Origin of the sequence: Streptomyces sp. NPDC101490 (genome assembly GCF_044767145.1) — a bacterium.
Classification (GTDB): Bacteria; Actinomycetota; Actinomycetes; order Streptomycetales; family Streptomycetaceae; genus Streptomyces.
In genome coordinates, this window is the sequence record NZ_JBIWNI010000036.1 from 1 (window position 1) to 22,666 (window position 22,666).

22 protein-coding genes and 3 pseudogenes are annotated in these 22,666 nt (G+C 72.7%); 9 read left to right on the plus strand and 16 right to left on the minus strand.

The features are described from left to right. Nucleotides 1–214 precede the first annotated feature (214 nt). From ACIRQY_RS33875 to ACIRQY_RS33885, 3 genes are all read left to right on the plus strand, one after another. Nucleotides 215–1,393 (plus strand): HEAT repeat domain-containing protein, encoded by a 1,179-nt coding sequence (locus tag ACIRQY_RS33875; protein WP_403932192.1) that lies wholly within the window; start codon nucleotides 215–217, stop codon nucleotides 1,391–1,393. Nucleotides 1,394–1,455: 62 nt separating this feature from the next. Continuing rightward, a complete protein-coding gene (locus ACIRQY_RS33880) occupies nucleotides 1,456–1,656 on the plus strand; it encodes a hypothetical protein (RefSeq protein WP_403932194.1) in 201 nt (66 codons plus the stop codon). A 320-nt stretch (nucleotides 1,657–1,976) separates the two neighbouring features. Continuing rightward, nucleotides 1,977–2,783, plus strand: a complete 807-nt coding sequence (locus ACIRQY_RS33885) for a hypothetical protein (protein ID WP_403932197.1) — start codon at nucleotides 1,977–1,979, stop codon at nucleotides 2,781–2,783. A 47-nt stretch (nucleotides 2,784–2,830) separates the two neighbouring features. On the opposite strand, the gene ACIRQY_RS33890 is transcribed toward ACIRQY_RS33885, so the two are convergent. Together ACIRQY_RS33890 and ACIRQY_RS33895 are read right to left on the minus strand one after the other, a co-directional pair. Further along, nucleotides 2,831–3,586, minus strand: coding sequence for a transposase family protein (locus ACIRQY_RS33890; protein WP_403932200.1), 756 nt, complete (start codon nucleotides 3,584–3,586; stop codon nucleotides 2,831–2,833). Between the two features lie 161 nt (nucleotides 3,587–3,747). Beyond that, nucleotides 3,748–3,978, minus strand: coding sequence for a hypothetical protein (locus tag ACIRQY_RS33895; RefSeq protein ID WP_403932203.1), 231 nt, complete (start codon nucleotides 3,976–3,978; stop codon nucleotides 3,748–3,750). Nucleotides 3,979–4,220: 242 nt separating this feature from the next. Between ACIRQY_RS33895 and ACIRQY_RS33900 the strand changes: the two genes are divergently transcribed. After that, nucleotides 4,221–4,685 carry a hypothetical protein gene (locus tag ACIRQY_RS33900; protein WP_403932205.1) on the plus strand — a complete coding sequence of 155 codons (465 nt, stop codon included), beginning with the start codon at nucleotides 4,221–4,223 and terminating at the stop codon, nucleotides 4,683–4,685. Nucleotides 4,686–4,888: 203 nt separating this feature from the next. Beyond that, entirely contained in the window at nucleotides 4,889–5,023 is a 135-nt protein-coding gene (locus ACIRQY_RS33905; RefSeq protein ID WP_403932208.1) for a hypothetical protein, read from the plus strand. 54 nt (nucleotides 5,024–5,077) lie between these two features. Here the strand turns inward: ACIRQY_RS33905 and ACIRQY_RS33910 are convergent, their stop codons facing one another. After that, the gene (locus ACIRQY_RS33910; protein WP_403932211.1) at nucleotides 5,078–8,317 is read right to left on the minus strand and encodes a cytochrome P450; all 3,240 of its coding nucleotides are present in this window, start codon (nucleotides 8,315–8,317) and stop codon (nucleotides 5,078–5,080) included. A 59-nt stretch (nucleotides 8,318–8,376) separates the two neighbouring features. After that, the gene (locus tag ACIRQY_RS33915; protein ID WP_403932214.1) at nucleotides 8,377–9,942 is read right to left on the minus strand and encodes an MFS transporter; all 1,566 of its coding nucleotides are present in this window, start codon (nucleotides 9,940–9,942) and stop codon (nucleotides 8,377–8,379) included. Nucleotides 9,943–10,079: 137 nt separating this feature from the next. On the opposite strand from ACIRQY_RS33915, the gene ACIRQY_RS33920 reads away from it, so the two are divergent. Next, nucleotides 10,080–10,715 carry a TetR family transcriptional regulator gene (locus ACIRQY_RS33920; RefSeq protein WP_351796460.1) on the plus strand — a complete coding sequence of 212 codons (636 nt, stop codon included), beginning with the start codon at nucleotides 10,080–10,082 and terminating at the stop codon, nucleotides 10,713–10,715. 78 nt (nucleotides 10,716–10,793) lie between these two features. On the opposite strand, the gene ACIRQY_RS33925 is transcribed toward ACIRQY_RS33920, so the two are convergent. From ACIRQY_RS33925 to ACIRQY_RS33935, 3 genes and pseudogenes are all read right to left on the minus strand, one after another. Further along, entirely contained in the window at nucleotides 10,794–11,375 is a 582-nt protein-coding gene (locus tag ACIRQY_RS33925; protein WP_403932217.1) for a snapalysin family zinc-dependent metalloprotease, read from the minus strand. Nucleotides 11,376–11,625: 250 nt separating this feature from the next. Further along, nucleotides 11,626–12,588, minus strand: a pseudogene (locus ACIRQY_RS33930) (chitinase); the annotation flags it as partial. Nucleotides 12,589–12,756: 168 nt separating this feature from the next. Then, nucleotides 12,757–13,296: pseudogene (locus ACIRQY_RS33935) on the minus strand (carbohydrate binding domain-containing protein); the annotation flags it as partial. A gap of 240 nt (nucleotides 13,297–13,536) precedes the next feature. Between ACIRQY_RS33935 and ACIRQY_RS33940 the strand changes: the two are divergent. After that, nucleotides 13,537–14,058, plus strand: coding sequence for a hypothetical protein (locus ACIRQY_RS33940; RefSeq protein ID WP_403932220.1), 522 nt, complete (start codon nucleotides 13,537–13,539; stop codon nucleotides 14,056–14,058). A gap of 25 nt (nucleotides 14,059–14,083) precedes the next feature. Here the strand turns inward: ACIRQY_RS33940 and ACIRQY_RS33945 are convergent. Both ACIRQY_RS33945 and ACIRQY_RS33950 read right to left on the minus strand, forming a co-directional pair. Continuing rightward, a pseudogene (locus ACIRQY_RS33945) lies at nucleotides 14,084–14,530 on the minus strand (IS5 family transposase); the annotation flags it as partial. Nucleotides 14,531–14,667: 137 nt separating this feature from the next. Next, nucleotides 14,668–15,003 (minus strand): hypothetical protein, encoded by a 336-nt coding sequence (locus ACIRQY_RS33950; protein ID WP_403932223.1) that lies wholly within the window; start codon nucleotides 15,001–15,003, stop codon nucleotides 14,668–14,670. Here ACIRQY_RS33950 and ACIRQY_RS33955 point away from each other — a divergent pair. Next, nucleotides 14,980–15,213 carry a PepSY domain-containing protein gene (locus tag ACIRQY_RS33955; protein ID WP_403932225.1) on the plus strand — a complete coding sequence of 78 codons (234 nt, stop codon included), beginning with the start codon at nucleotides 14,980–14,982 and terminating at the stop codon, nucleotides 15,211–15,213. The two genes, ACIRQY_RS33950 and ACIRQY_RS33955, sit on opposite strands and share 24 nt — an antisense overlap. Before the next feature lie 72 nt (nucleotides 15,214–15,285). On the opposite strand, the gene ACIRQY_RS33960 is transcribed toward ACIRQY_RS33955, so the two are convergent. The 3 genes from ACIRQY_RS33960 to ACIRQY_RS33970 all read right to left on the minus strand — a co-directional run bounded on the left by ACIRQY_RS33960 (nucleotide 15,286) and on the right by ACIRQY_RS33970 (nucleotide 18,225). Continuing rightward, complete coding sequence (locus ACIRQY_RS33960; protein WP_403932228.1) at nucleotides 15,286–16,521, minus strand: cytochrome P450; 1,236 nt, start codon at nucleotides 16,519–16,521, stop codon at nucleotides 15,286–15,288. A gap of 137 nt (nucleotides 16,522–16,658) precedes the next feature. After that, nucleotides 16,659–18,032, minus strand: a complete 1,374-nt coding sequence (locus ACIRQY_RS33965; RefSeq protein WP_403932231.1) for an NAD(P)/FAD-dependent oxidoreductase — start codon at nucleotides 18,030–18,032, stop codon at nucleotides 16,659–16,661. Next, complete coding sequence (locus tag ACIRQY_RS33970; protein ID WP_403932289.1) at nucleotides 18,016–18,225, minus strand: ferredoxin; 210 nt, start codon at nucleotides 18,223–18,225, stop codon at nucleotides 18,016–18,018. Before ACIRQY_RS33970 ends, ACIRQY_RS33965 begins: the two co-directional genes overlap by 17 nt. Before the next feature lie 146 nt (nucleotides 18,226–18,371). On the opposite strand from ACIRQY_RS33970, the gene ACIRQY_RS33975 reads away from it, so the two are divergent. Next, entirely contained in the window at nucleotides 18,372–18,905 is a 534-nt protein-coding gene (locus ACIRQY_RS33975; RefSeq protein ID WP_403932234.1) for a CGNR zinc finger domain-containing protein, read from the plus strand. Between the two features lie 33 nt (nucleotides 18,906–18,938). Here ACIRQY_RS33975 and ACIRQY_RS33980 read toward each other — a convergent pair whose 3' ends face one another. The 4 genes from ACIRQY_RS33980 to ACIRQY_RS33995 form a co-directional block, all read right to left on the minus strand. Further along, nucleotides 18,939–19,856, minus strand: coding sequence for an AEC family transporter (locus tag ACIRQY_RS33980; RefSeq protein WP_403932237.1), 918 nt, complete (start codon nucleotides 19,854–19,856; stop codon nucleotides 18,939–18,941). A gap of 632 nt (nucleotides 19,857–20,488) precedes the next feature. Beyond that, nucleotides 20,489–20,731, minus strand: a complete 243-nt coding sequence (locus ACIRQY_RS33985; RefSeq protein ID WP_403932291.1) for a hypothetical protein — start codon at nucleotides 20,729–20,731, stop codon at nucleotides 20,489–20,491. Nucleotides 20,732–20,787: 56 nt separating this feature from the next. Next, nucleotides 20,788–21,321, minus strand: coding sequence for a GNAT family N-acetyltransferase (locus ACIRQY_RS33990; protein ID WP_403932240.1), 534 nt, complete (start codon nucleotides 21,319–21,321; stop codon nucleotides 20,788–20,790). After that, nucleotides 21,318–22,589, minus strand: coding sequence for an XRE family transcriptional regulator (locus tag ACIRQY_RS33995; RefSeq protein WP_403932242.1), 1,272 nt, complete (start codon nucleotides 22,587–22,589; stop codon nucleotides 21,318–21,320). The genes ACIRQY_RS33990 and ACIRQY_RS33995 overlap by 4 nt, the downstream gene beginning before the upstream one ends. Between the last annotated feature and the right edge of the window lie 77 nt (nucleotides 22,590–22,666).

The following is a 22,666-nucleotide window of genomic DNA, read 5'->3' on the forward strand; positions in this document are numbered from 1 at the left end:
TCAGGTCCGATGGGTACCCACCCCCAACGCCGCTCACAGAGAGTTCAACGAGCCCTTCAGCAACGGGACACGGCAGATCTCAAACGCGGTCTCAGGCACCGTCCTCAGCCGCCACCGACTGGACCACCTGCCTCCAGGCACACCGACGGACCCTGGAAGCCGGAAATGGACCCTGCCCACGCGGCATGTCAGTGGCAGGCGAGATGGTGTGCGGGTGACGAGCCACGGCAAGTACCTGACACCCGATCAGGCCGGACACAGCCAGCTGCCTGATGCACGTTCCGTGATCGAAGGCACCAGCTGGACCGCGCTGGAACACGCCTACGGACCCGCGCAGGACACACCGTTGCGACTGGTCCAGCTCCTGGACGAGGACCCCGACGTGCAAGCCGGAGCGCTGGGCCTGCTGGACATGTCAGTCCTTCACCAGGAATCCCTGTACAGCGCAACCCCACCTGCCGCGCTCTACATAGCCGCAGTGCTCAACGACCCCCGCACCCTGACACCCCACGAGGACTACTCGACCTGGGACGACCGCCCCCGGCCGTTGCGAGCCGCTCTGCTGGACTGGCTGGGACAGGTCGCGGAGTCGGCCGCCTACAGAGAGACAACCGGCGAGGACGACGGCAACGCCCCCGGCGTCACCGCCGCAGTCCGGGCTGCCCGGGGCGAGATCCTCGACGCCGTCGCCCCACACCTTCTCGCCCCGGACCACACTGTCCGAGCAGCTGCCCTTAACTCCACCAGCACACTCCTCCAGGCCCCCGAGCTCGCCAGCCGCATGGCCGGCATCACCCAGACCCTCCGTAGCCTGCTCATCCAAAGCACCGATCGCAGGGAACGGGCCGCCACCATCCTGACCATCGGCGCCTGGGGCCAGGACACCACCGACTGGCTCACCGACCCCGACCCCGCGATCCGCGCCTGCGCAGCACTTTCACCGGCCTGCGAGATCAACCCCCGGGCGACCCAGACGATTCTCGACACCCTCCTCGATCCCGTAGCCATCGACTCCTGGTTCCTCGAACCCACTCCCACCGACCCCTGGGCCGGAGACCCGCTCCCGCACCTCGGCGGACGCTTGCGGCACGCCCTGCTGGCCGCAGCGATCGACCGGACAGACGACTTCGAGGAGCTCCTGCCAACCGCACTGGCCTCGGTACCCCTCAGCAGCAACCTCACCATCGACAAAGACTGGGGACCCCTGCTCACCGCCGCGTTCCCCTCTGGCCATGACCAGGGCGTCAAGCTCACGACGGCCCAGCGCCGCTATCTGCAGGCTCTCACCGACCACGACGCGTGCTGGCGGTACACCCACCTCATCACCCCATGGCTCGACAACGTCAATCTTCCCGCAGACCGCGCCCGCATCAAGGCCATCCTGGCCAGGTGAGAGCAGCACCGATGACAACGCGCACTCGCCACCGGCACCCATAGGAATATCGCCGGGTCAGAATGACGCTCCCCGCCAACTGGAGCGGCCGCGTTAGGCGGCCGAACGAGTGGATGCCGCTCACCGCCTCCGCCCAGTGCCCCTACCTCACCGGCTGGGTCTCGGTGGAACTCCGCTGGAAACCAGCCGCCGACCAGAAGGAAGCCACCACCCTCACCACCACATGCCCCACCACGACCGTCTCCTTCAACCCTGCCCCCTGACCCACCACACCTGCCATCAATCCCGTCACAGACGATCACCAGTGACAGCACGGCAACGCGAGGCGAAGGGCCGGGCAGGGCCGCGCCACCAGCGCGAGAGCACACAAGAACATTCCGTCAGAATCCAGGTGATCCCCGGCGGGTTCGCAGTACAAAGGCGGGGTGGATCACCTGCCGCAGTACTCGACCTGGTCAACAGAAAACCAGGTTTGGGCCAGAGCACGCCCCCTATAGGCTGCGCAGATGGTCGGCGTGCACATGCAGAACACGCGCCCGTCCGCCGCCGTCTCCCCGTTCGTCTTTCCTGGAGCTCCACCCTCATGCGCCGTGCCCTGTCCTCTGCTGTCGTCTGCGTCGCGCTGCTCACCGCCGGGTGTGCCACGACGGGCCCGGATAACCCTGCCGCCGCGCCCAAGAGCACCGCGCCCACGGCATCCGCATCCGCGACAGCCGAAGCCGACCACTCGCGGACCGTGCGAGCTGCCGTCGAGGCACTCGCAACGGCCCGCACGTTCTACCGCTGGGAGGCCGGCCAGACCGGTGGCAAGGCCTACGTCCTCACAGGCAAGGGCGGTCACGACTTCACCCGCAGGCAGGGAACGCTCGAGGTCAGACTGGAGGACGTGGCACGCGTCGAGCACGTCTTCACTCCCGAGCGGCTCTACCTGCGCACCACCACCAAGAAGGAGTCCGCCGACTGGATGTTCACGGACCGCTCCGGCATCAAGGCCGAACGGCTCCTCAAGACACCCGGCAACGACCCCGAGTTCCTGCTGCGCCAGGTGGTAAAGGCCGAGCGGTACCGGAAGATCGGTACGGAGAAGGTGGCCGGGGCCTCGACCACCCTGTACCGGGGCGAGCTCACCCATGCGGCGCTGACCCTGGACATGTCCGCGGAGGCACGGAAGAAGACCGACCAGATACGCGACATGCTGGGCGGCACGATCCCCGCCACAGCCGAAGTGTGGATCGACGGACGCGGCCGGCTCACCCAGCTCCGGCTGGAGATGGACCTCAAGGCAACGATGCGGACCACGACCACCCTGGCCCTCGTCGGACACGGCGAACCCCTGAAGGTCCAGATTCCCACCGACGCGGCCGAAGCCGACGCTTCGCACCTCGCCTGAGGGAACAGGCTTCCCAAGGCACTGCCGACACTGAGCCTTTTCCATCTTCATGCTGACGCGTGGTGGAGGACGAGGACGGCCTTCACGATGTCGGTGATCCGATTGGTGCTGCAGCGGAGCTTCCGGAGCAGGCGCCAGCCCTTCAGGACGGCCATGGCCTGCTCGCCGACGCACCGGATCTTGGCGTGGCTGCTGTTGTGGCGTCGCTTCCATCGCTTGAGCCGACGGCCCCGGAAGGGAACTCGGATGTGGCGGCTGGCGCCTTGGTAGGCCTTGTCCGCCCAGCACTTCAGTCCCGCGGCAGCGAGCGCGTCGACGATGCCGTGGCTGCGTGCGGCGGTCAGGTCGTGGGTGGATCCGGGCAGGGCCGGTGATGCCCAGAGCAGTCGGCCGAGAGGGTCGGTGAGGACCTGCACATTCATGCCGTGCCGCTTGTGCTTCCCTGAGTAGTAGGGCGTGTCTGCGGCGATCCGGCCGATCGGCAGCAGAGTGCCTTCCAGGATTACGAATGCCTTCGTCCGAGCCGTCCTCATGGCGTTGTCCAGGGACGGTGCGAGGGCGGCCAGGACGTCGATCGCCTCGCGTATGTACCGGTATACGGTCGCGATGCCGATTTTGAACCCGGCGGCGAGCTGGGCGTAGGTGTCACCGCATCGCAGATGGGCCAGAGCGAGCAGGGCCTGACGGCCGACCGTCAGCCGCCGCCACCGAGTGCCGATCTCCCGCCGCCTCACGTTGAGCTGTCTGGTCAAGTGCCGCAGCATGCGGCTGGACAGATCAATCGACGACGAGTACACAAGCACGGAAGCTCCTGGCAGCACGGGTGATTTGGTCGAGAACCCGTCTACCAGGAGCTTCGTCGTTGCGTACAGCCCCCAACCTCCAACACTCAAGCATCCCAGTCAGGTTGGAAAAGGCTCACTGATCGCCTACGACCACTGACCAGCACTTCGGACTTACTCGTCTAGACGTCCACCCAGCCGATCCCGGTGCTGCACGCCTTGCTCGCGTCGCAGCCCCAGCCCGCGCTGACGATGCCGTTGAGCTGCCGGGAGCCGGCGTCGTTGATGTAGATCACCGGGCCGCCGCTGTCGCCGCCCCGGACCACGACCCCGCCCGAGTGCGGGACGCCGTAGCCGCCCCGGATGGTCCCGGTGCCGACGCCGGCCCGTTCACCCTGTCCCGCCTGCGCCACCGCGTCGGCGGCGACCCGCAGCGGCTCCAGGAGCCCGGCCCACTGCTCCGGAGTCCCCGCCCGGCCGCAGCCCGGACCCCGGCCCGGTCCGGGACCGCGCCGCCCGGGGAGGGCGTACAGGACCGCTGCGCTCTGGGGGATCCGCGGAACCGCGCACGGTGCCGTACGGCCCGCGGTACGTTCGGGAGGCGGTCCCGGCGGATCCGGACAGCCTGACCCGAACCACCGGAGGGGAGTGCGATATGGCCGGCGCAGAAGTGCCCGAAGACCCGGCGCAGCTGGTGAGGGCGCGGTACGCGCTCTATGTGGAGACGCTCCGGGCGCGGATGCCGCAGGAGCAGTTCGACCTCCTGATGGAGGTCTTCCGCGCGTACGTGAAGGCGGGCGGCGGCCGGTTCCTGCTCACACTGGAACCGCAGGAGCGGGCCCTGTTCACCGAGGAGGTGCAGCAGGAGCTGCTCAACCTCCTCGGCCTGCTCGGCGCGATGACACCCGGCCACGAGGACCGGGCCGACCACGTGGTGGTCCGCCTCGGCGACGGCGAGCACGCCAAGGCGGCCATGTCCCTGGTGCCCCCGGACGTCGCGAACGACCCCGAGAAGCTGCGCGCCATGCGGGACAAGCTCGACGCCCAGCAACACCGGCGCGAACAGGACACCTCGGAGGTCGAGGCCATCGCCCGCGCAAGCGGCATGACCGACGGCTGACCCCCGACCCCGTGGGGGCGGTCGAACTGGGGTCTCGGGCCCCGCCCCGCAGGCCCGAGGGCTGCGGTCAACCATCGCTTTTCGGGCGTCCTTTGGCCGTACTCCGCCTTCGGTGGCCCGGATTCCGGACCTACGTTGGCTCCCGGGACGGCCCCCGGAGCCGTCCCGTACGTCAGCCGACGTCAGTCAACAGGGGGACTTCGATGACCACACTGCGCAGGGCCCTGACCGCGCTCGCCCTCACCGTCCTGGTCTCCACGGGTTCGGCGGGCGTCAGCCACGCCTGCGACTCCGTACCCGCTCCGGCCGCCGGCGAGTTCTACTGCCAGCCCGCCTGACCGGCCCGGCCCCGGTCCCGGCCGCCGGAACGGGGCCGGGACCCGGCGGGTGGTTCAGAACACGTCCGTCGCGTACCGCCCTGCCGCGCGCATCCCGGCCAGCCACCGCGCCCCGGCAGGGCCGCCGTCACCGTCCTGCGCCGGGCCGGTACCGGTACCCGTGCGCGCGCCGATCCGGCCCAGGACCTCCTCGACGGCGGGGCCCATGCCGCCGGCGTCGCCGCAGACGTACAGGTGCGCGCCCTCGGCGAGCAGGGCCCGGACCCGGTCGCGCCGCTCCCACAGGCGGTCCTGGACGTAGCGGACGCCGTCGCCACCGGGCAGCCGCGAGTAGGCCCGGTGGACCTCCAGGCGGCCCGCGGCCACGTGCTCGGCGAACTCCTGTGCGTACAGGTCGTCCCACTCGGGGTGGCGGCAGCCGAAGAACAGCACCGTCGGGCCGGTGTCCCGGCCGTCGGCCGCCGCGGCCATCCGGGCCCGGACGAAGCCGCGGAACGGTGCGATGCCCGACCCGGAGGCGATCATGACGGCCGGGACGGCCGGGTCTGCCGGGGGCCGGAACGCCTCGGACGGCGAGGTGACGGCGACGGTGAGCCGGTCGCCGGGCCGGGCCCGGCCCAGCAGGCCCGAGCCGGCGCCGCGGAAGACACCCCGCCCGGAGCGGGCCGGGCCTTCGAGCACCGACACGGTCAGCGCCGCGGTGTCCTGCTCCTCCGCGGCCGAGCTGATCGAGTAGGCGCGGGGCCGGGGCGCGGGCAGCAGTTCCAGCAGCAGGGCGAGGCCGGCCCGGCAGGAGGCGAAGCGCTCCAGCAGGTCGAGGACGCCGAGCCGGGGGCGGAGCACCCCTTCGGCGTGCTCCTCGCCCGCGAGGCGTTCGAGGGCGGCGCGCTCCGGCGGACAGGGGGTAAGCCGGGCCAGCCGGGCCACGGCGACCGCGGAGGCGGGGGCCGACAGGTCCACGTACCGGGTCAGCAGGTCGTCCAGGCGCAGCGGGCGGCCGATCGGGAGCCGTCCCGCGGGCGCGTGCGATTCGACCGTGCAGACCTGCCGGGCCTCCAGGCCGAGGCGGGCCAGCAGCCGGGTGACCAGCTCGGGGTGGTTCTCGGGCAGCACGGAGAGGTAGTCGCCGGTGCGGTAGGAGGTGCCGGCGGGCAGCCGGACTTCGAGGTGGCGCTTGGAACCCGCGCCGGGGTCCCGTACGAGCTCGCGGTTCTCCAGCACCACGGCGGTCGCGGCGCCGTCGTCGCCGTCCCCGCCGGCCGCCTCGACGACCCGGAACCGGGGTCCGGACGTCACGGTCTCCTCGACCCCGTAGGTCTCGGCGAGCAGCGGCCACAGCGGCTCGTACCAGCGCTGCCAGTCCCCGTGGAAGTCGGTACGGGCGTCCGTGGCGCCGCGCTCGCGGATCCGGCGGGCCCCCGCCGCGGCCATCGCCCCGTCGACCAGGGCGGGCACCCGCTGGTAGGTCGAGGCCCAGTCCAGGCTGCCGCAGCCCAGCACCAGGTAGTCCACGCCGCCGAGGTCGGGCCCCTCCCCGGTCAGCCAGGACACGAACCCGCGGGCGTTGTCCGGCGGGGAGCCGTTGTAGGTGGAGGTGACGATCAGTACGGCGCCCTCGGTGGGCAGCCGCCCCGCGTACGCGTCCAGCGGGGCCGTGGCGGTCCGCCAGCCGCGGGCCGCGCCGTCCCCGGCGATCGTGCGGGCCAGGCCCTCGCCGCCGCCCGCGTTCGACCCGTACAGCACGAGCAGCGGGGTGCCGTGCCCGGGGACGGGGTCCGCAGCGGCGGCACCCTGGGCCTCCGCCGGGGTCGCGGACACCGGTACGGAGGACCCGGGCGTGGGGGTGCGGCGCGGCGTGGCCCGGACGGCCAGTCCGGCGGGCTTGACGGTCAGCGTCTCGTGGACCGCCAGCTCGTAGCCGGGGTCGGCGAGTTCGAGGTCGAAGCGCTGGAGGACCATCGCCAGCACGAGGACGGCTTCCTGGAGGGCGAAGGGCCGCCCGATGCAGGCCCGCGCGCCGTGCCCGAAGGGCATCCAGGCGTACGCCTGGACCTCCGCCATCCGCTCCGGGGCGAACCGGTCGGGGTCGAACTCCTCCGGGTCCGGCCACACCTGCGGATCGCGGTGCAGGGCGGGCAGGTTGACCAGTACGGACTCGCCCGCCCGGACCGCGTACCCGCCCAGGGTGGTGTCCTCGCCGGGGGTCAGCGCGAACGCCGGGGCGGTCGGGTGCAGCCGCAGGGTCTCGCGGAGCACCTGCCCCAGGTAGCCGAGCCCGGCCAGGTCCTCGAATCGCGGGGTGCGCCCGCCCAGCACCTCGTCCACGGTCCGCCGGGCCCGGCGCAGCACCTCGGGGCGGGTGAGCAGGGCGTGCACGGCGAAGGACAGCAGCCCGGAGGTGGTCTCGTGCCCGGCGATCAGGAAGGTCGCCAGCTGGTAGTGGACGTTCTCCTCCGGCAGCGTGGCCCCGGTGACCGGGTCCACCGCCGTCAGCATGCGTTCGAGGAGGTCGTCGGGGCGGTCCGCGGCGGGCTGCGCCCGGCGCGCGGCGATGATCTCCCCGGTGACCTGCCGCATGGTCGCCAGGTCCTCGCGGTAGCGGCTGTTGGTCCGCAGCAGGAAGGGCTGCAGGCCGGGCAGGCGCTCGCTGCGCGCCCCGGCTTCGGTGAGGCTGCGGACCATGGCGCCGACGAAGGGGTGCATCTCCTGGGAGTAGAAGGAGTTGAGGCGGACGCCGAAGGCGCACAGCGCGATGGTGTCGAGGGTGAGGCGGGTCATGTCGTCCGCCACGTCGATCCGCGCGCCGGGGCCGTACCGCTCCCAGCGGGTCAGCATCTGGTCGGCGATGTCGAGCATCGCGGGGAAGAGGTCGCGCATCGCCCCGGGGCCGAAGGCGGGCATCAGCAGCCGGTGCGCGACGGCCCAGTTCGGCTCGTCGCCGTAGGCGGTGAACAGCCCGTCCCCGGCGAAGTCGCGGACCTCTTCCAGGGCGGCGTGTACGGACTTCTGCCAGCGCGGGTCGGCGCACATCTCGGCGACGAGGTCGTGGCGGGAGACGAAGACCTGGCGTTCGCCGTTGACGGTGAGCGCGAAGATGCCGCCGTACTCGCGGTGGAAGGAGTCGAGGAACTCGGCGCTGCTGCCGTCCGGCGCGGTCAGCACCTCGGGCAGGTTGCCCAGGAGGGGCAGCGGCCGGGGGCCGGGGAGCGGCAGACCGGGGGCGGCGTGGGCGCGGTCGGCGCACTGGTCGGCCGGGTCGGTCTGGACGGGCTGCGCGGGCTGGGCGGCGGACATGGGAACTCCTTCGGGGCGGGGCCGGTGAGGGCCGCCGGACGGGTTCGGGCGCGGGCCGGTCAGTGCGTGGCGGTGGCGGCGGTGACGCGGTAGGTGCGCAGGGCCAGGGCCGCGGCGGCGGCCGCGGCGGCCACGATGAGCCCGCCGGTCAGGAAGGTCTGGGACATGGCGTCCACGAACGCGCCGTGCGCGGTGCCGAGCAGTTCGCGGCCCTGGGCCGGGGGCAGCGAGGCGGCCACCCGCTCCGCGGCGGCGAGGGTCTGGGTGGCGGCCCCGGCGGCCTCCGGCGGGGTCTGCGCGGGCAGGTCGGCCAGCACCCGGGAGGCGTAGACCTGGGCGCCGACGCTGCCGAGGACGGCGGTGCCCATCGCGCCGCCCAGTTCGTACGCGGTCTCGCTGATGCCCGCGGCGGCCCCGGCCCGGCCGGGCGGCGCGGCGCTGACGATCACGTCGTTGGCGAGGGTGTTGGCCAGCCCGACGCCGCCGCCGAGCAGGGCCCCGCCGCCGAAGGCGAGGGCCGCGACCCCGTCGGTGTCCAGCAGGCTCAGCAGCAGGTAGCCGGAGGAGGCGAGGGCCAGCCCGAGGCCGATCACCAGGCCCGCCGGGAACCGCCGGGCGAGGGCGGGCACCGTCAGCGAGCCGATGATCGCGCCCGTCGCCAGCGGCAGCGCCCACAGGCCGGCCTCCAGGGCCGAGCGTCCCAGGACGATCTGCACGTACTGCGGGAAGAAGTAGAGCATGCCGGTCATCGCGAACACCCCGGCGATGTTGGTGAGCACCGCGACGCCGAAGGGGAGCGAGCGCAGCAGCGCGAGGTCGATCAGGGGCTGTGCCAGGCGCCGCTGCCGGGCCGCGAACAGGGCCGCGACCAGGGCTCCGCCGGCCAGCCAGGCCGCGGGCTGCACGCCCCAGCCCAGCTTCCCGGCCTCCTTGAAGCCGAACACGACGGCGAGCACCGCACCGATCAGCAGGGCCGCGGAGAGCAGGTCGAAGGGGCCCGGCCGCGGGTCCCGGGACTCGGGCAGCAGGAAGGGGCCGACGGCCAGCAGCAGGGCCATCACGGGCAGGTTGATCAGGAAGGCCGAGCCCCACCAGAAGTGCTCCAGTAGCAGCCCGCCCACGACCGGCCCCAGCCCGGCGCCGCCCGCGAAGGCCGCCGCCCAGACCGAGATGGCCCGCCGCCGCTGGGCGGGGTCCTCGAAGATGTTGCGGATCAGCGACAGGGTCGAGGGCATCAGGGTGGCGCCGCCGAGCCCCAGCAGGGCGCGGGCCAGGATCAGCACCTCGGCGTTCCAGGCGAACGCGGCGAGCAGCGAGGCCGCCCCGAAGGCCACCGCGCCGGTCAGCAGCAGGCGCCGGCGGCCGATCCGGTCTCCCAGTGACCCCATCAGGATCAGCAGACCCGCCAGGAACACCCCGTACACATCGATGATCCACAGCAGCTGGGACGCGGTCGGTGCGAGGTCCGTGCTGAGCGCGGGCACCGCCATGGACAGGACGGTCAGGTCGATGCTCATCAGCAGCACCGGGACCGTCAGCGCGACCAGGGCCCACCACTGGCGGGGTCCGGCCCGCCGGACGGGGCCGGGCGGGGATGCGGGTGCGGCGGATCGTACGGAACTCATGGGCGGTGCCCCCTCGTGCTGCGGTGTGTCGATGAGAGGACCGTAAAGTTGGCCACCTGCCCAAGTCAAGCGACCAAGTCATTTGACTTGGTCGAACGACTCGGTCATCTGGCCAGATTGTTGTTATCCTTCGTGGCATGACGACGGAACCGGCCGGCAAGACGGCGAAGAAGCACCTCAGTGCGGACGTACGGCGGGAACTCCTGGTCGCGGCGGCCCTGCGGGTCATGAAGCGGGACGGGATCGCCGCCGCGAGCACCCGGGCGATCTGCGCGGAGGCGGGGATGCCGCACGGCGCGTTCCACTACTGCTTCCGCTCCAAGCAGGAGCTCTACGCGGCCCTGCTGGCCGCGGACATCAGCATCGACCTGGACGCCGCCTGGGGCGCCGTCACCCCGGACACCGACCCCGCCGCCACCCTGCGGGCGCTGCTGCGCGTCTACTGGACCGCGGTCGAGGCCGACCCGGAGGCGCAGCTGGTCCTGCGGGAGCTGGTCAACCTGGCACTGCGCGAGCCCGAGCTGCACGACCTGCCGGCCTGGGAGCACCGGGCGTACCTGGACAAGACCGTGGTCTACCTGGAGCGGTTCGCGCAGGAGGCGGACCTCGAATACACCATCGCCACCGCCGACCTCGCGCAGCTGCTCGTCGAGTCCTTCGGCGGGGTCGTCTCGGCCTGGCTCGCGCACCGCGACGACGCGGTCGCCCGGACCAGCCTGGACCACTTCGCCGACCTGTTCGCGACCCTCACCCGGCCCCGCCCGCAGGGCTGACCGCGGGGGCCTCCCGGACCCGTCACGCGAGACGGCCCCGTGGCGGTGCCACGGGGCCGTCGGGGTGTCGCGGGGTCGTCAGGGGGCGTCGACCAGGACCCGGCCGTCGGTCGGCGGGGCCGCCGCGAGCCCGTTCGCGTAGGCGGACTGGACGCGGGCGCGCTCCGCCGCGTTCGGGACGGGGTTGGTGCAGGCCGTTCCGGCGCTGGACCCGGACATCAGCTGGGTGCACGGGCCCGGCTTGGTGTCCGGGAGGCCCAGGCTGTGGCCCAGTTCGTGGGCTGTGATGCGGGTCTTGTCGTACCCGTCGGTCACGGCCTGCGCGCCGAGCTCGACCCGCACCTGCCGGCCCGGGCGGACCGGGCCGAGGGTGGCCTGCGGCCAGCCGGTGGTGGCCACGATGAGGATCTCGGCCCGTACTCCGGGCGCCGCCGCGACCAGCCGTACGTTGCTGACGTTCGCGTTCCAGGAGGCGACCCCGGCCGCGACGGCCGCTTCCCAGCCGCCCGCCCGGCCGGCGTCGTACCGGAGCGTCACCACCGCGGCGGCGGCCGGTCCGGCCGGGGGTGCGGGCGCGGGTGCCGCGGTCGCGGCGGTCGCCGCGGTGAGGACCAGGGCGGCGGCGGAGACGCCGGCTTTCAGCCAGGTGCCCAAGGGCATGGTGGTGCTCCTTCGGATGTGGGGGCCCGGCCCCGTGGGGGAGCCGGAGCGCGGAGGCGCGGCCACCGTCCGCCGGTGGCCCGGGCGTTCGGACGGCCGCCCCTCCCGAGCTCTAAGAAACTAGCCCCGCACCCCTCCAGTCCGTCATGCACCTGTCAGCCATTTCGGGCGGGTGCTCCGGCCGCTGCCCGCCGAGCGGTACGGCGGCCGCCCGGGAGGGGCGGTGGCGTACGGACCGGCCGGGGTCCCGTCAGCGGCCCTGGAGGGACTTGACGTTGTCGCCGAAGCCCCAGCCCTTCGAGCCGTCCCAGTTGATCGACCAGGTCATGAGCCCCTTCAGCTGGCCGCCGAAGGCGTTCCAGGCCTGGGTGACCAGGCCAGGCGCCATGTGGCCGCCGCCCGCGCCGGGCTGGGCGGGCAGGCCGGGCACCTGCTTGTCGTAGGGGACCTTGATGGTGGTGCCCTGGATGACCAGGCCGTTGTTGAGGCAGGTGGTCTGCGCGGTGAAGCCCTGCACGGTGCCCGCGGAGTACGAGTCGCCGGAGCAGCCGTACATGCTGCCGTTGTAGTACTGCACGTTCAGCCACCACAGGCGGCCGTTGTCCGCGTACTTCTTGATGATCGGCAGGTAGGAGCCCCAGATCGACCCGTAGGTGACGCTGCCGCCGGTGACGTACGCCGTCTCGGGCGCCATGGTCAGGCCGAAGCCCGCGGGCATCTGGGCCAGCACCCCGTCGATGATGCGGATCAGGTTGGACTGCGAGGCGGACAGCGTGTTGATGTTGCCGCTGCCGGACAGGCCGGTCTCGATGTCGATGTCGATCCCGTCGAAGTTGTACTTCTTGAGGATCGGGACGACGGTGGCCACGAAGCGGTCGGCGACGGTGCTGGAGCTGAGGTCGATCCCGGCCGCGGCGCCGCCGATCGACATGAGGATCGTCGCTCCGGCCGCCTTCGCCGCGCACATCTCGGCGGGGGTGGAGACCTTGACGCCCGCGTCCATGCCGTCCTGCCACAGGACGGTGCCGTCGGAGAGGATCACCGGGAAGGCGGCGTTGATGACGTTGTAGCCGTGGGCGGCGATCCGGCTGTCCGTGATCGGGACCCATCCCATGCCGGGGTGCACGCCGTTGGCGGCGCCGTCCCAGTTCTCCCAGTACCCCTGGAGTACCTTGCCGGCCGGCTTGGGCTTGGTGGGGCAGGTCTCGCCGGGCGGCGGGGTGGTCGGAGGCGGCGTGGTGGGCGGCGGGGTCGTCGGGGGAGGCGTGGTGGGCGGAGGCGTGGTCGGGGGCGGTGTGGTGGGCGGCGGAGTGGTGCCGCCGGGGCCCGCGAGCGACACGTCGTCGGCGTAGTACGCGGGCTGGCCGTACCAGCCGTTCAGGTAGACCGTGACCGAGGTGGTGCTCGGCCCGGTGGTGAAGTTGACGGCGAGCGGGCCGTACGAGGCGCTGCTCGCGGTCCAGGTGGAGGTCGTGCCGGTGAGGCCGGTCCCGGTGGCGCCGAGGTAGACGTAACTGCCCTGGACGTACGCGCTCAGCGTGTACGCGGAGTTGGGCTGCACGCTGACCGTCTGGGTGCACCGGGCGGTGTCCTGCCCCGTCGGTGTGCCCTTCAGCGCGGAACTGCCGGACCGGACCGGGCTGCTGACGGCCGCGCCCGAGCCGCCGGTACAGGTCCAGCCGGAGAGCCCGCTCTCGAAGCCGGGGTTGAGCACCAGGTTCGCGGCGGCTTCCGCGGGGGTGGAGGCCCCGGCGGTGACGGAGCCGGCCACGGCCATGCCCGCGGCGATGACGGCGACGGCGCTCATACCGGCGAGCGAACGGCGCAGGGCGGTCGAGCCGTGGGGGGCGCGGCCGGAAACCGTCCGGGGGTCGCTGCCGACCGACGGCGGGCGCGGGGTTCGTGACCTTCGACGGAACATGCGGTGCTCCCTTTCCCGCCGGACGCCATGGCCATGACAGGACCTTGGGGGGCGTGACGCCCGGCTCTGGGTGAGATGGGGACGTGGGGCTGTGCCGGTCCGGATCGTAGGAGCGGACGGGAAGCCGGGTCAATAGGTCTGGACCAATAGCCGCGAAGCTGGGAAGTCGGCGCCGGCTGTACCCGGCTTCGCCCCGGCTACACCTAGGGCGTGTGTCGGAAGTACTTTAGGCTGGCTGATGTGACTGTGCGGGGGCGGAGTTACCGATACGTCGGGCCGGTTGAGCTGAAGGCTGCGGTCCGGCCTGGCAGCGGCGGGTGCCCGATCCGCTCGGCGGCTGACTTCGACGGTTGGATCACTGAGCGATCGGCAGCAGAGCTGACTGAACCGTTCACTTTCGTGGTCGGCACGGATGGTGTGCTTCGGCTGGCGCCGCGGCGAAGCGAGCACGTGGCCTGCGCTGGTGGGGACATGGTTCTCAGTGCCGGCGAAATCAGCTTCATGCGTGAGGCAGACCGGTGGACCGTGGGCGAGATCAGCAACCAGTCCACCGGATACTGCCCGGACGTGACCTCCTGGCCGGCAGTCGCTCATGCGCTGGACGACGTAGAACTTGGGCGGCCCTCCGGCTTCACCCACGAGGTGGTGTTCCGGCGGTGTCCCGACTGCCAGGGGCACAACATCGTGCGCGAGGACGACTTCGTCTGTGTCTTCTGCGGCAGCGATCTGCCGGAGACGTGGAACGTGGTTCCCACCGTGTGATGGCTAAGGGGCACAGCCACTCGTTGATGGCCGCGACGAGGACAGTCGCCTCGTAGCGGACCGCGAGTTTGTCGTATCGCGTAGCGACGGCGCGGTTCCTCTTGAGGCGGTTGATCCCGCACTCGACCGCGTGACGTTCACGGTAGTCGACCGGGTCGAAGTTGTGGGCCTGGTCAGCCTTGTCCGGGATGGTGCAGCGGATCCCGCGGCGGCGCAGGTAGGCGCGGTTCTTACGGGAGGCATACGCCTTGTCCGCCCGCACCCGATCGGGCCGGACGCGTGGCCGACCCGGCCCGATGCGGGGCACTCGGACCTTGTTGAGCATGGGTTCAAACTGCGGAGAGTCCCCGCGCTGCCCGGCCGTGATCACGATCGCCATGGGCTTCTGGCCCTGCTCGACGGTCAGGTGCAACTTGGTGATGAACCCGCCGCGCGAGCGGCCCAGCCCGTGATCATCGGGCTCGGTGAACACACCACCCGACGGTTCCTTCTACAGGTCCCCCTGCTTGCGGGCTCCAGCCGCGTGCTGATGAGCACGACAGACCGTGGAGTCGACGCTCAGGTCCCACGTGATCGCACCCTTCGCGTCGGCCAAGGACTGCAGCCGGGTCATGATCCGGTGCCAGGTGCCGGTCCGCCGCCGGGCAGCACACGGCGGCCGCCGCCGCCCTCGTCGCCCGCGCCGACGTCTCCGCCGACCAGGCCGCCACCGCGGCCCTCAAGCACTACCCCGGAACCATCGAGTACCTCGACAGGGACGGCTCGGTCTGGCACGTCGACGTCATCGGCAAGAAGGGCGGCCACGCGGAGATCGAGGTCGCCGCCACCGGCAAGGCCACCACCGAGAACTCCGAGTCCCACGACGACGACGCCGCCGAGTACGCTGCGCTGGTCGCGGCCAAGGTCGACGCCCAGCAGGCCATGAAGAAGGCGCAGCAGGCCCACACGGGCCAGGTCCGCTCGGTGAGCTGGGACGACGACAACGGGAGCAGCACGAAGTGCTACTGGGACGTCGAGATCCAGGACAGCGGCGGCCGCACCACGGACGTCCACGTCGACCCGACCTCCGGCAAGGCCGCGGTGTCGTCCGACTCGGGTGACATGCACTCGGACATGAACTCCGGCAGCGGCCAGAACCGGAACGGCAACGGCTGACAGCCCGGCACCCGGGGACGGACCGAGCCGCACCGGTCCGTCCCCGCACCCGTCAGTCCCCCCGGCCCCCCTTCAACCCCCCGCTTCCTGAACGAGGAACAGGTGGCGGGGGCCCCGGAGGATGGGGCTGCGGCGGTAGGGGGGCGGCTCGGCGAGGCGGGGGGCATCGAGGCGGGCGAGGAGCTGCGTCAGGGCGATCCGGGTCTCCACCCGGGCCAGGGGGGCACCGAAGCAGTTGTGCACGCCGCTGCCGAAGCCGAGGTGCTGGTTGTCGGCCCGGGTGATGTCGAAGCGGTCCGGGTCCGTGAAGCGCAGCGGGTCGCGGTTGCCGGAGGCGAGGGCGAGGATCAGGGGCGCGCCCCGGGGGACGGTGACTCCGGCGACGTCGATGTCGGTGAGGGGGGTGCGCTGGGGGAGCAGGTGGACGGGCGGCTCGTAGCGCAGGACCTCCTCCACCGCCGCCGGCATGAGGTCGGGCCGCTCCCGGAGCAGGGCGAGGGCGTCCGGGTTGCGCAGCAGGGTCAGCATGCCGTTGGTGATGAGGTTGACGGTGGTCTCGTGCCCGGCGATGAGCAGGAGCAGCGCGGTGGATTTCAGTTCGGGCTCGGTGTACGGCCGGTCGTCGCCGGGGTCGTTGACGAAGGCGGAGAGCATGTCGCCGGTGGGACGGCCGCGCCGCTGGGCTGCGAGGTCCGCCAGGTAGCCGGCCATCGCGTCGCGGGCCGTGAAGGCGGTACGGCGGCGCAGTTCCGGCTGGTCGCCGGGGTCGAAGTCGAGGCTGGCGATGATGTCGGTCGTCCAGGCATGGATCTGGGGGATGTCCCGGTCGGGTACGCCGAGCAGGCGGCAGATGACGGTGACCGGGAGCGGGAAGGCGAAGTCCTCGACCAGGTCGATGCGGTCCCGGCCGGTGAGCGGGGTGATCAGGTCGTGGGCGATGGCCGCGATGTCGTCCTGGAGCGCGTCGATCATCCCCGGGGTGTGGGGCGGGCCGAAGGGGCGGTTCGCGACCCGTCGCAGGCGCTCGTGCTCGGGGTCGTCCAGGCCGATGAAGGACGGCGGCAGGTCGTCGGCGCCGGGTTCCCGCTCGGGCGGTTCGGTGCGGAGCCTGAGGTCCGAGCTGATCCGCGGATCGTGCAGCAGCGCGACGATCTCGTGGTAAGTGCCGACCAGATAGCTGCCGTCGTCCTGCCGGGCGATCTTGTGTTCGCGCAGTTCGGCGTAGAGGGGGTAGGGGTCGGCGCGGCTGGCGTAGTCGGAGATCCGCCGCAGCAGGGTTCCGGGACGCTCGTCGGCGGGCATCTGCATCGGGCTCCTCGCGAGACTGGACGGAAGGGTTGGGGGGACGTGGTGCGCGGACCGCGGGGTGCGGGTGCGCGGGGCCGGAGACGGGCCCCGGGCGCGGGGAGGCGTACGGCCGGTCGTGCCGGTGGCCGGGCGGCGGGTCACTCCTCCTGCCGCACCCAGTGCAGCCGGAGGTCGGGAAGGTGGCCCGTGAGGGAGACGGTCGGCCCGTGCGAGAGCAGCCGCGGGTCGGGCACGTCCGACGGGACGGGGCCGGGCGACGGCGACCGGTCGGCGGCACCCTCCGGGGGAAACGGGGCCGCGGTCTCGATCAGCCGCTCGTAGTGCTCCAGCCACTTGGCCCGGTTCACGCTGACCGCCGCGGTCACCCGGCCCCGGTAGCCGTAGACGGCCACCAGGCGCCCCTCCGCGGGCGAGCCCTGGGCGATCACCATCCGGTCGGAGAAGGTCGGCACCCCCACGGACTTGATGTTCAGGCCGAACTGGCTCGACCAGAAGGCGGGCACCGCCAGGTGCGGGCGCCTGGCCGGCGGCGGGCTGACCATGTTGTGCGCGGCGATCCGGGCCTGGGCGACGGCGTTGCCCCAGTGCTCCAGGGAGAGCAGCTGGTACTCGAACAGCGGATGCGGGAACCGCGCCACATCACCCGCGACGAAGACGTCGTCGGTGACGATCCCGTACATGTCGAACGCCCGGCAGCCCGCGTCGCAGGCCACCCCGCGCGGCCCGGCGGCCAGCCCCGACCCGTCGAGCCACTCCGTGTTGCGGACCGCGCCCAGGCAGACCACGGCGACATCCGCGTCGACGCGGGAGCCGTCGGACAGGCCGGCCCCGGTGAACCGGCCGCCGGCCCCGCCCGGCCCGCTCCCGTACAGCCCGGTGACGGTCACCCCGCAGCGGAGGTCGACCCCGTGGTCCCGCTGCACCGAGGCGGCGAACGCCCCCAGGGCGCCGCCGAGCGCGCCGACCAGCGGGGCCGGGCCGCGTTCGACGACCGTCACGGCGAGGCCGCGTTCGTGGCAGGCCGAGGCGACCTCCGATCCGGTGAACCCCGCGCCGATCACCAGGACCCGGCGCGGTCCCGCGGCCAGCAGCCCGGCCAGCCGGTCCGCGTCGCCGGAGGTCCGCAGCGACAGCACCCCTTCGAGGGCGGCCTCGGCGGGCCGGGGCCAGGGCCGGGCCCGGGTGCCGGTGGCGATCAGGATCCGGTCGAACGGTACGTCGCGGCCGTCGGCGAGCAGCACCCGCTTGCCGACCGGGTCGAGCCCGGTCGCGGGGACGCCCAGCAGCCAGCGCGCGTCCAGCGGCCGGTGCGCGGGCAGCCCCGTATCCGACGCCCGCACCCGGCCCAGCAGCACCTGCTTGGACAGCGGCGGCCGGTCGTACGGCGGCCCGGGCTCGTCCCCGATGATCGTCAGCGCGCCGCCGAAGCCCTCGTCCCGCAGCGCCTCCGCCGCGCGCAGCCCGGCCAGCGACGCCCCCACCACGACGATCCGGTCAGCCGGCACCGGCACCCGCCGCCCCACCGACGGTGATGGCCTGAACCGGGCAGGCGGCCACCGCCCGGCCGACCCGCTCCTCCTCGCCGGCCGGTACCGCCGGGGTGTACAGCAGCGCTTCCTCACCGTGCAGCGCGAAGACGCGCGGCGCCAGGAACACGCACTGCGCGTACGCCTGGCAGCGGTTGAGGTCGACCACGATCCGCAGCATCCCGCACCACCACTCCTCCGCCGGTCCGCCCCTCCTTCTTTGTACGTGCGGACCGCCGCTCCCGCGACCAGACCGCACCCGGGCGCACAGGTCCGGTCCCTGGCCGGGCCGTGCGGCCGGGTGCGCCGTGCTGTAATGCCCCCATGCAGTTTGACCATGACAACATGGTGGGGGTCCGCCTGGCCGCGGCGCTGGTGAACCTGGACTCCGGGGCGGAGGGCGGCGCGTGGCAGGCCGGGACGCTGGAGGAGGCGCTGCGGGACCACGGGATCCGTCGTCCGCACGTATCCGGGCCCGCCGCGGAGCGGATCAGGGCCTGGACGCGGCGGATGAGGCCGGTCTTCGAGGCGGCTTCGCAGGCCGACCGGTGCCGGAGCGTCAACGCGCTGCTCGCGGAGGGCGCCGGCAGCGCCTACCTGACCACCCACGACGGCCTGCGGCCGCACCTGCACTTCGCGCCCGAGGGACAGGACCTCCCCAGCCGGGTGAAGGCGGTGACGGCCGGAGGGCTGGCCATCTTCACCATGGAGGCGGAGGGCGGGCGCCTCGGCGTGTGCGCGCTCGACTCCTGCGGGACCGTTTTCGCGGACACCAGCCGCAACGGCCGCCGCGCCTACTGCCGCGCCCGCTGCGCCAACACCGACGCCGTCCGCCGCCACCGCGGGAGAGCGCGGTAGCGGCCCCGCGGTGAGCGGGCGTACGAGGCCGCCCTACGCCGGGAGCAGCGCCACGGCCAGCGGGACGGCGGCCAGGCCCAGCAGGATCTGGGCCGCGGTGATCCCCGCCATCAGCGGTGCGTCACCGCTTAGTTGACGCGCCATCAGATACGCGGACGAAGCCGTGGGCAGGGTCTGGAAGAGCACGGCGACGACCAGCGCGTCGGAGCCCAGGCCGAACGGCTGGGCCGCCAGGAACGTCGCCGCCGGCATGAGCGCGAACTTCGCGGCCGAGGAGGCGAGCACCGGCCCGGCCCACGACCGGGCCGCGCCGAAGCGCAGCGCGGCGCCGATGCAGAGCAGGCCCAGCGGCATCGAGGCGGCCCCCAGCGCCTGGAGCGCCGGGCCGATGCCCGGCGGCAGGCCCGGCCCGAGCGCCTGGAGGAGGATGCCGCCGGCGCAGGCGAGCACGAGCGGGTTGGCCGCGAGCTGCGCGAGGACGCCCCGGAGGCTGGGCCGGGCGCTCCCGTACCGGGCGAAGACCAGCACGCACAGCACGTTCACGGTCGGGACGACCACCGCGTTGCAGACCGCGGCCAGTGCGACGCCCTCGGTCCCGTACAGGCCGGAGGCGATCGTCACGCCGATGTAGTTGTTGAAGCGGATGCCGCCCTGGAACACCGAGGTGAAGGCGTCGTCCTGGAGCCGCAGCAGCGGCTTGCAGGCGATGATCAGCGCGGCCACGGCCAGCGTGGCGGCGACCAGCGCACCGGCCAGCGCCCCGACCGGCAGTTCGCCGATGTCGGCGGTCGCCAGACCGTGCAGGAACAGGGAGGGCAGCAGGACCCGGTAGCCGAGGCGCTCGGCCTCCGACCAGAACCCCTCAGCCCTGACCAGCGAGCGCTTGAGCCCGTAGCCCAGCGCGATCAGCAGCACGACCGGGACGAGCGCCCCGACGGTCAGCGCCACCACACCGCAACCCCTTCGAACGGGGCGGCGCCGGCGCGGCAGCCCGCTTCGGCCAGGGCCGGCCACTGCTTACTGTGCCTGTGCATGCCGGAAGCCTGGTGTAACGGTGTTGTGCATAACAACCCTTACGCGGCGACGGCCGCGCGCGTCGTGCACAGGGAGCGGCCGGGCGGGGGCGCCGCGTCCCGCATGGCCGGATCGGCGTTCGGTTAGGCTGGCCTTGCTTGGTGGGCATCCCGGGCGTGCGGGTTCGGGGTGCGGCGCCGCAGGCGGCGCACGCAACGGGTAGAGGGAGCGATCCAGCGGTGGGGCGCGCCGGTGGTGGCCGTCTCCTTCCTGACCGTCGGCTTCCAGACCGCCGCCAACTTCCTCGCGGGCAGCATGCGCATGCCGCTGCCGCTCGGCCAGCAGGCCTCAACGGGCCGAGCCGGGGAGGGAGGGGGACCGAATCCCGGCGGTCACTTCCTGCGGCCGGGCTGGAAAGGGCCTGCGCGAGCTCGTCGCGGTTCATGGACGAACGGCCTGGGATGCCCGTCGCCGCTGCCTTCTCGTACAGCTCCGCCTTCGTCAGCGCCATCAGCTCCCGCCCTTGGCCCCGGGCCCGTAGCGCGCCCGCTTCTTCGCGGCCGGCGGCGCTATCTTCCCGCCTGCCGCCCGCGAGCCGTGCGGCCCGGGGCGGTGCCGGGTTCGGGTTCGGGTTCGGGTTCGACGGGCAGGCCGACGCGTCGGCGGGCGGTCGAGGTCGCGGCGGTGACGGCGGCGAGGGTGTGCCGGACTTCGGGGCGGATGGCGCCGAGGGCTTCGGTGAGGGTCTCGATGGTGCCGAGGCGGAGGCGGGCATCCGGGGATGCCTGCGGTCTCCGTGAGGTTGCAGGCACTGACGGAGGTCTCGTCGGAGCTGCTTCGACGCGGGGGAGCGTGCCGGGGACGAGCCTCACGGGCCGGGGAGCCCGCGGACCATGACCGCGTAGAGCGGGGAGTCCGCGAACGGCTGGCGCTCGCCGACCTTGCGGTAGTCCCAGCTCTCGTAGAGGGCCTGGACGCGGGGGTGCTCGGTGTCAACGAGGAGGACCGCCAGCGGTTCGGGGCGCTGGCCGACGAGTGCGTCGTGGAGCAGGGCCGAGAGGCCGGTCTGCCGCCACTTCGGGCCGACCATCAGCTCCGAGAGGGAGAAGGTGTCGGCCGCCGCCGGAGCGTCGGCAAGGTACTCGCGCCACCACTCCCGGCCGTGGACGGCCGGGGCTCCGTAGGCGTACCCGGCCGGTTCGTCGCCGTCGTACGCGATGACGCAGTCGAAGCCGTCGAGGGCGCTCCAGTGGTCGACGAACCATGTGAAGCGGGTGTCGTCGTGGAACTCGTCGGTCTCGCCGCTATAGGCGTCGGCGTGGACGTCGAGGAGTATCTGCCGGATTCCGGGGGCCTGGTCGCGGCCGAAGTGGCGCAGGGTGTAAGCGGGGGAGGGGGTCATGGGCGTCGGCTCCATTCGGATCGGTAGCGGTCGGCCCATTCCGTCTGGAGGGGCGAGTGGGGTGCGCGGGTGATGAGGTCGCGGTGGAAGGTGCCCAGGAGCGAGCGCATGCGGCCGGACAGCGGGGCGCCGTGCATCTCGGTGAAGACGCGGGCGGTGGTGGCGGTGGCCTGCTCGATGTCGCCTTGGTGGAGTTGGGAGAGCGAGAGCCGGATCGTGGCGATGGCCCGGTTGCGGCGGTAGGCCGCAGGGAGCGCGGCCAGTGCCTGGTGGGACGCGGCCTCGGCTCCGGCCGGGTCGCCGAGCCGGTCATGGACGATCGCGGTCAGTGCGTGCAGCTCGGCGGTCCCGTAGAACGCGATCCACGTCGGCCGGGGCACACCGGTGCCGGCCTTGGTGAGGGCGGTGGCGCCGAGGTCGAGGGCCCGCAGCGCGCTGAGGGCATGGCCGAGGTAGGCGTGGGCGATGGCGGTCCGGGCGTGCGCGAGGCTCGCGTACAGCGGATCGCGGCGGGTGACGGCGGTAGCCCGCGCAGCCTGGCCCGCCGCGAGTGCTTCGGCGTAGGTGCCCTGCTGGTGGTTGAGCATCGCGACGGAGTTCCAGACCCGGAAGACGAGGGCGGGGTCCTGCGCGAGACCGGCGAGGTAGAGAGCACGGTCGAGGTGGGTACGGGCCCGGGGCAGGAGGTGGGCGTCCACGCACGACCAGGCGGCGGTGCCCATGAAGTCGGCGGCGAGCGCGAAGAGCCGCTGCCGGGTCCGCTGCGTCGCGGCCCGCTCCTGGAACGCGACCGCCTCCTGGGCGCCGGCCAGCGCGGCTTTCTCCACCCGGTCGTGCCCGCCCCGCGTGTCGTCGAGCGCGTTCACCGCGTCGAGCTGCTGACGGAGCCGCTGGACATCGCTCCCGCCGACGGACGGCGGCGCCCCGGACAGCGCCGACGCACCAGCGGTCGCCGCTACGGTCAGGAGAGTACGGCGGAGCATCGGGTCCTCCCGGGAGCGGTCCTTGCGACGGTCCGGCGCGGCGAACCCTAAATCAGCCGCCGACAGGCCGCTGACCTGCTCCAGAGCCCGCCGGGCCCGGGCCTGCGGCCAGGTGGTCTCTCCCGAGCGCCACTTACGGACCGTCACCTCCGACACGCCCCCGCCCGGCGCTGTGCGCTGCGTGAACGAACGGATCGTCCGGCTCAGGGCATCAGCGAGTTCGGGAGACGTCCAGCCGTTCGCGGACATCCAGGAGACGAACGGCTCGTTCCGGGCACGGTGCATCCCCTCACGGTAGAGGTGACCGGCCCCCTCCCGAAGGTCAAGAAAGAGTCAACTCGCTACGGGGCCCGCGAGAAAGA

Bases quoted from the DNA above. Each gene is read 5' to 3' on its own strand.
- ACIRQY_RS33925 (WP_403932217.1), bottom strand. From the start codon at position 11,375: ATGCCCTTGGGCACCTGGCTGAAAGCCGGCGTCTCCGCCGCCGCCCTG.
- ACIRQY_RS33910 (WP_403932211.1), bottom strand. From the start codon at position 8,317: ATGTCCGCCGCCCAGCCCGCGCAGCCCGTCCAGACCGACCCGGCCGAC.
- ACIRQY_RS33900 (WP_403932205.1), top strand. From the start codon at position 4,221: ATGGCCGGCGCAGAAGTGCCCGAAGACCCGGCGCAGCTGGTGAGGGCG.
- ACIRQY_RS33990 (WP_403932240.1), bottom strand. From the start codon at position 21,321: ATGACCCCCTCCCCCGCTTACACCCTGCGCCACTTCGGCCGCGACCAG.
- ACIRQY_RS33920 (WP_351796460.1), top strand. From the start codon at position 10,080: ATGACGACGGAACCGGCCGGCAAGACGGCGAAGAAGCACCTCAGTGCG.
- ACIRQY_RS33955 (WP_403932225.1), top strand. From the start codon at position 14,980: ATGAAGAAGGCGCAGCAGGCCCACACGGGCCAGGTCCGCTCGGTGAGC.
- ACIRQY_RS33880 (WP_403932194.1), top strand. From the start codon at position 1,456: ATGACGCTCCCCGCCAACTGGAGCGGCCGCGTTAGGCGGCCGAACGAG.
- ACIRQY_RS33885 (WP_403932197.1), top strand. From the start codon at position 1,977: ATGCGCCGTGCCCTGTCCTCTGCTGTCGTCTGCGTCGCGCTGCTCACC.
- ACIRQY_RS33915 (WP_403932214.1), bottom strand. From the start codon at position 9,942: ATGAGTTCCGTACGATCCGCCGCACCCGCATCCCCGCCCGGCCCCGTC.
- ACIRQY_RS33995 (WP_403932242.1), bottom strand. From the start codon at position 22,589: ATGCACCGTGCCCGGAACGAGCCGTTCGTCTCCTGGATGTCCGCGAAC.
- ACIRQY_RS33975 (WP_403932234.1), top strand. From the start codon at position 18,372: ATGCAGTTTGACCATGACAACATGGTGGGGGTCCGCCTGGCCGCGGCG.
- ACIRQY_RS33960 (WP_403932228.1), bottom strand. From the start codon at position 16,521: ATGCAGATGCCCGCCGACGAGCGTCCCGGAACCCTGCTGCGGCGGATC.
- ACIRQY_RS33905 (WP_403932208.1), top strand. From the start codon at position 4,889: ATGACCACACTGCGCAGGGCCCTGACCGCGCTCGCCCTCACCGTCCTG.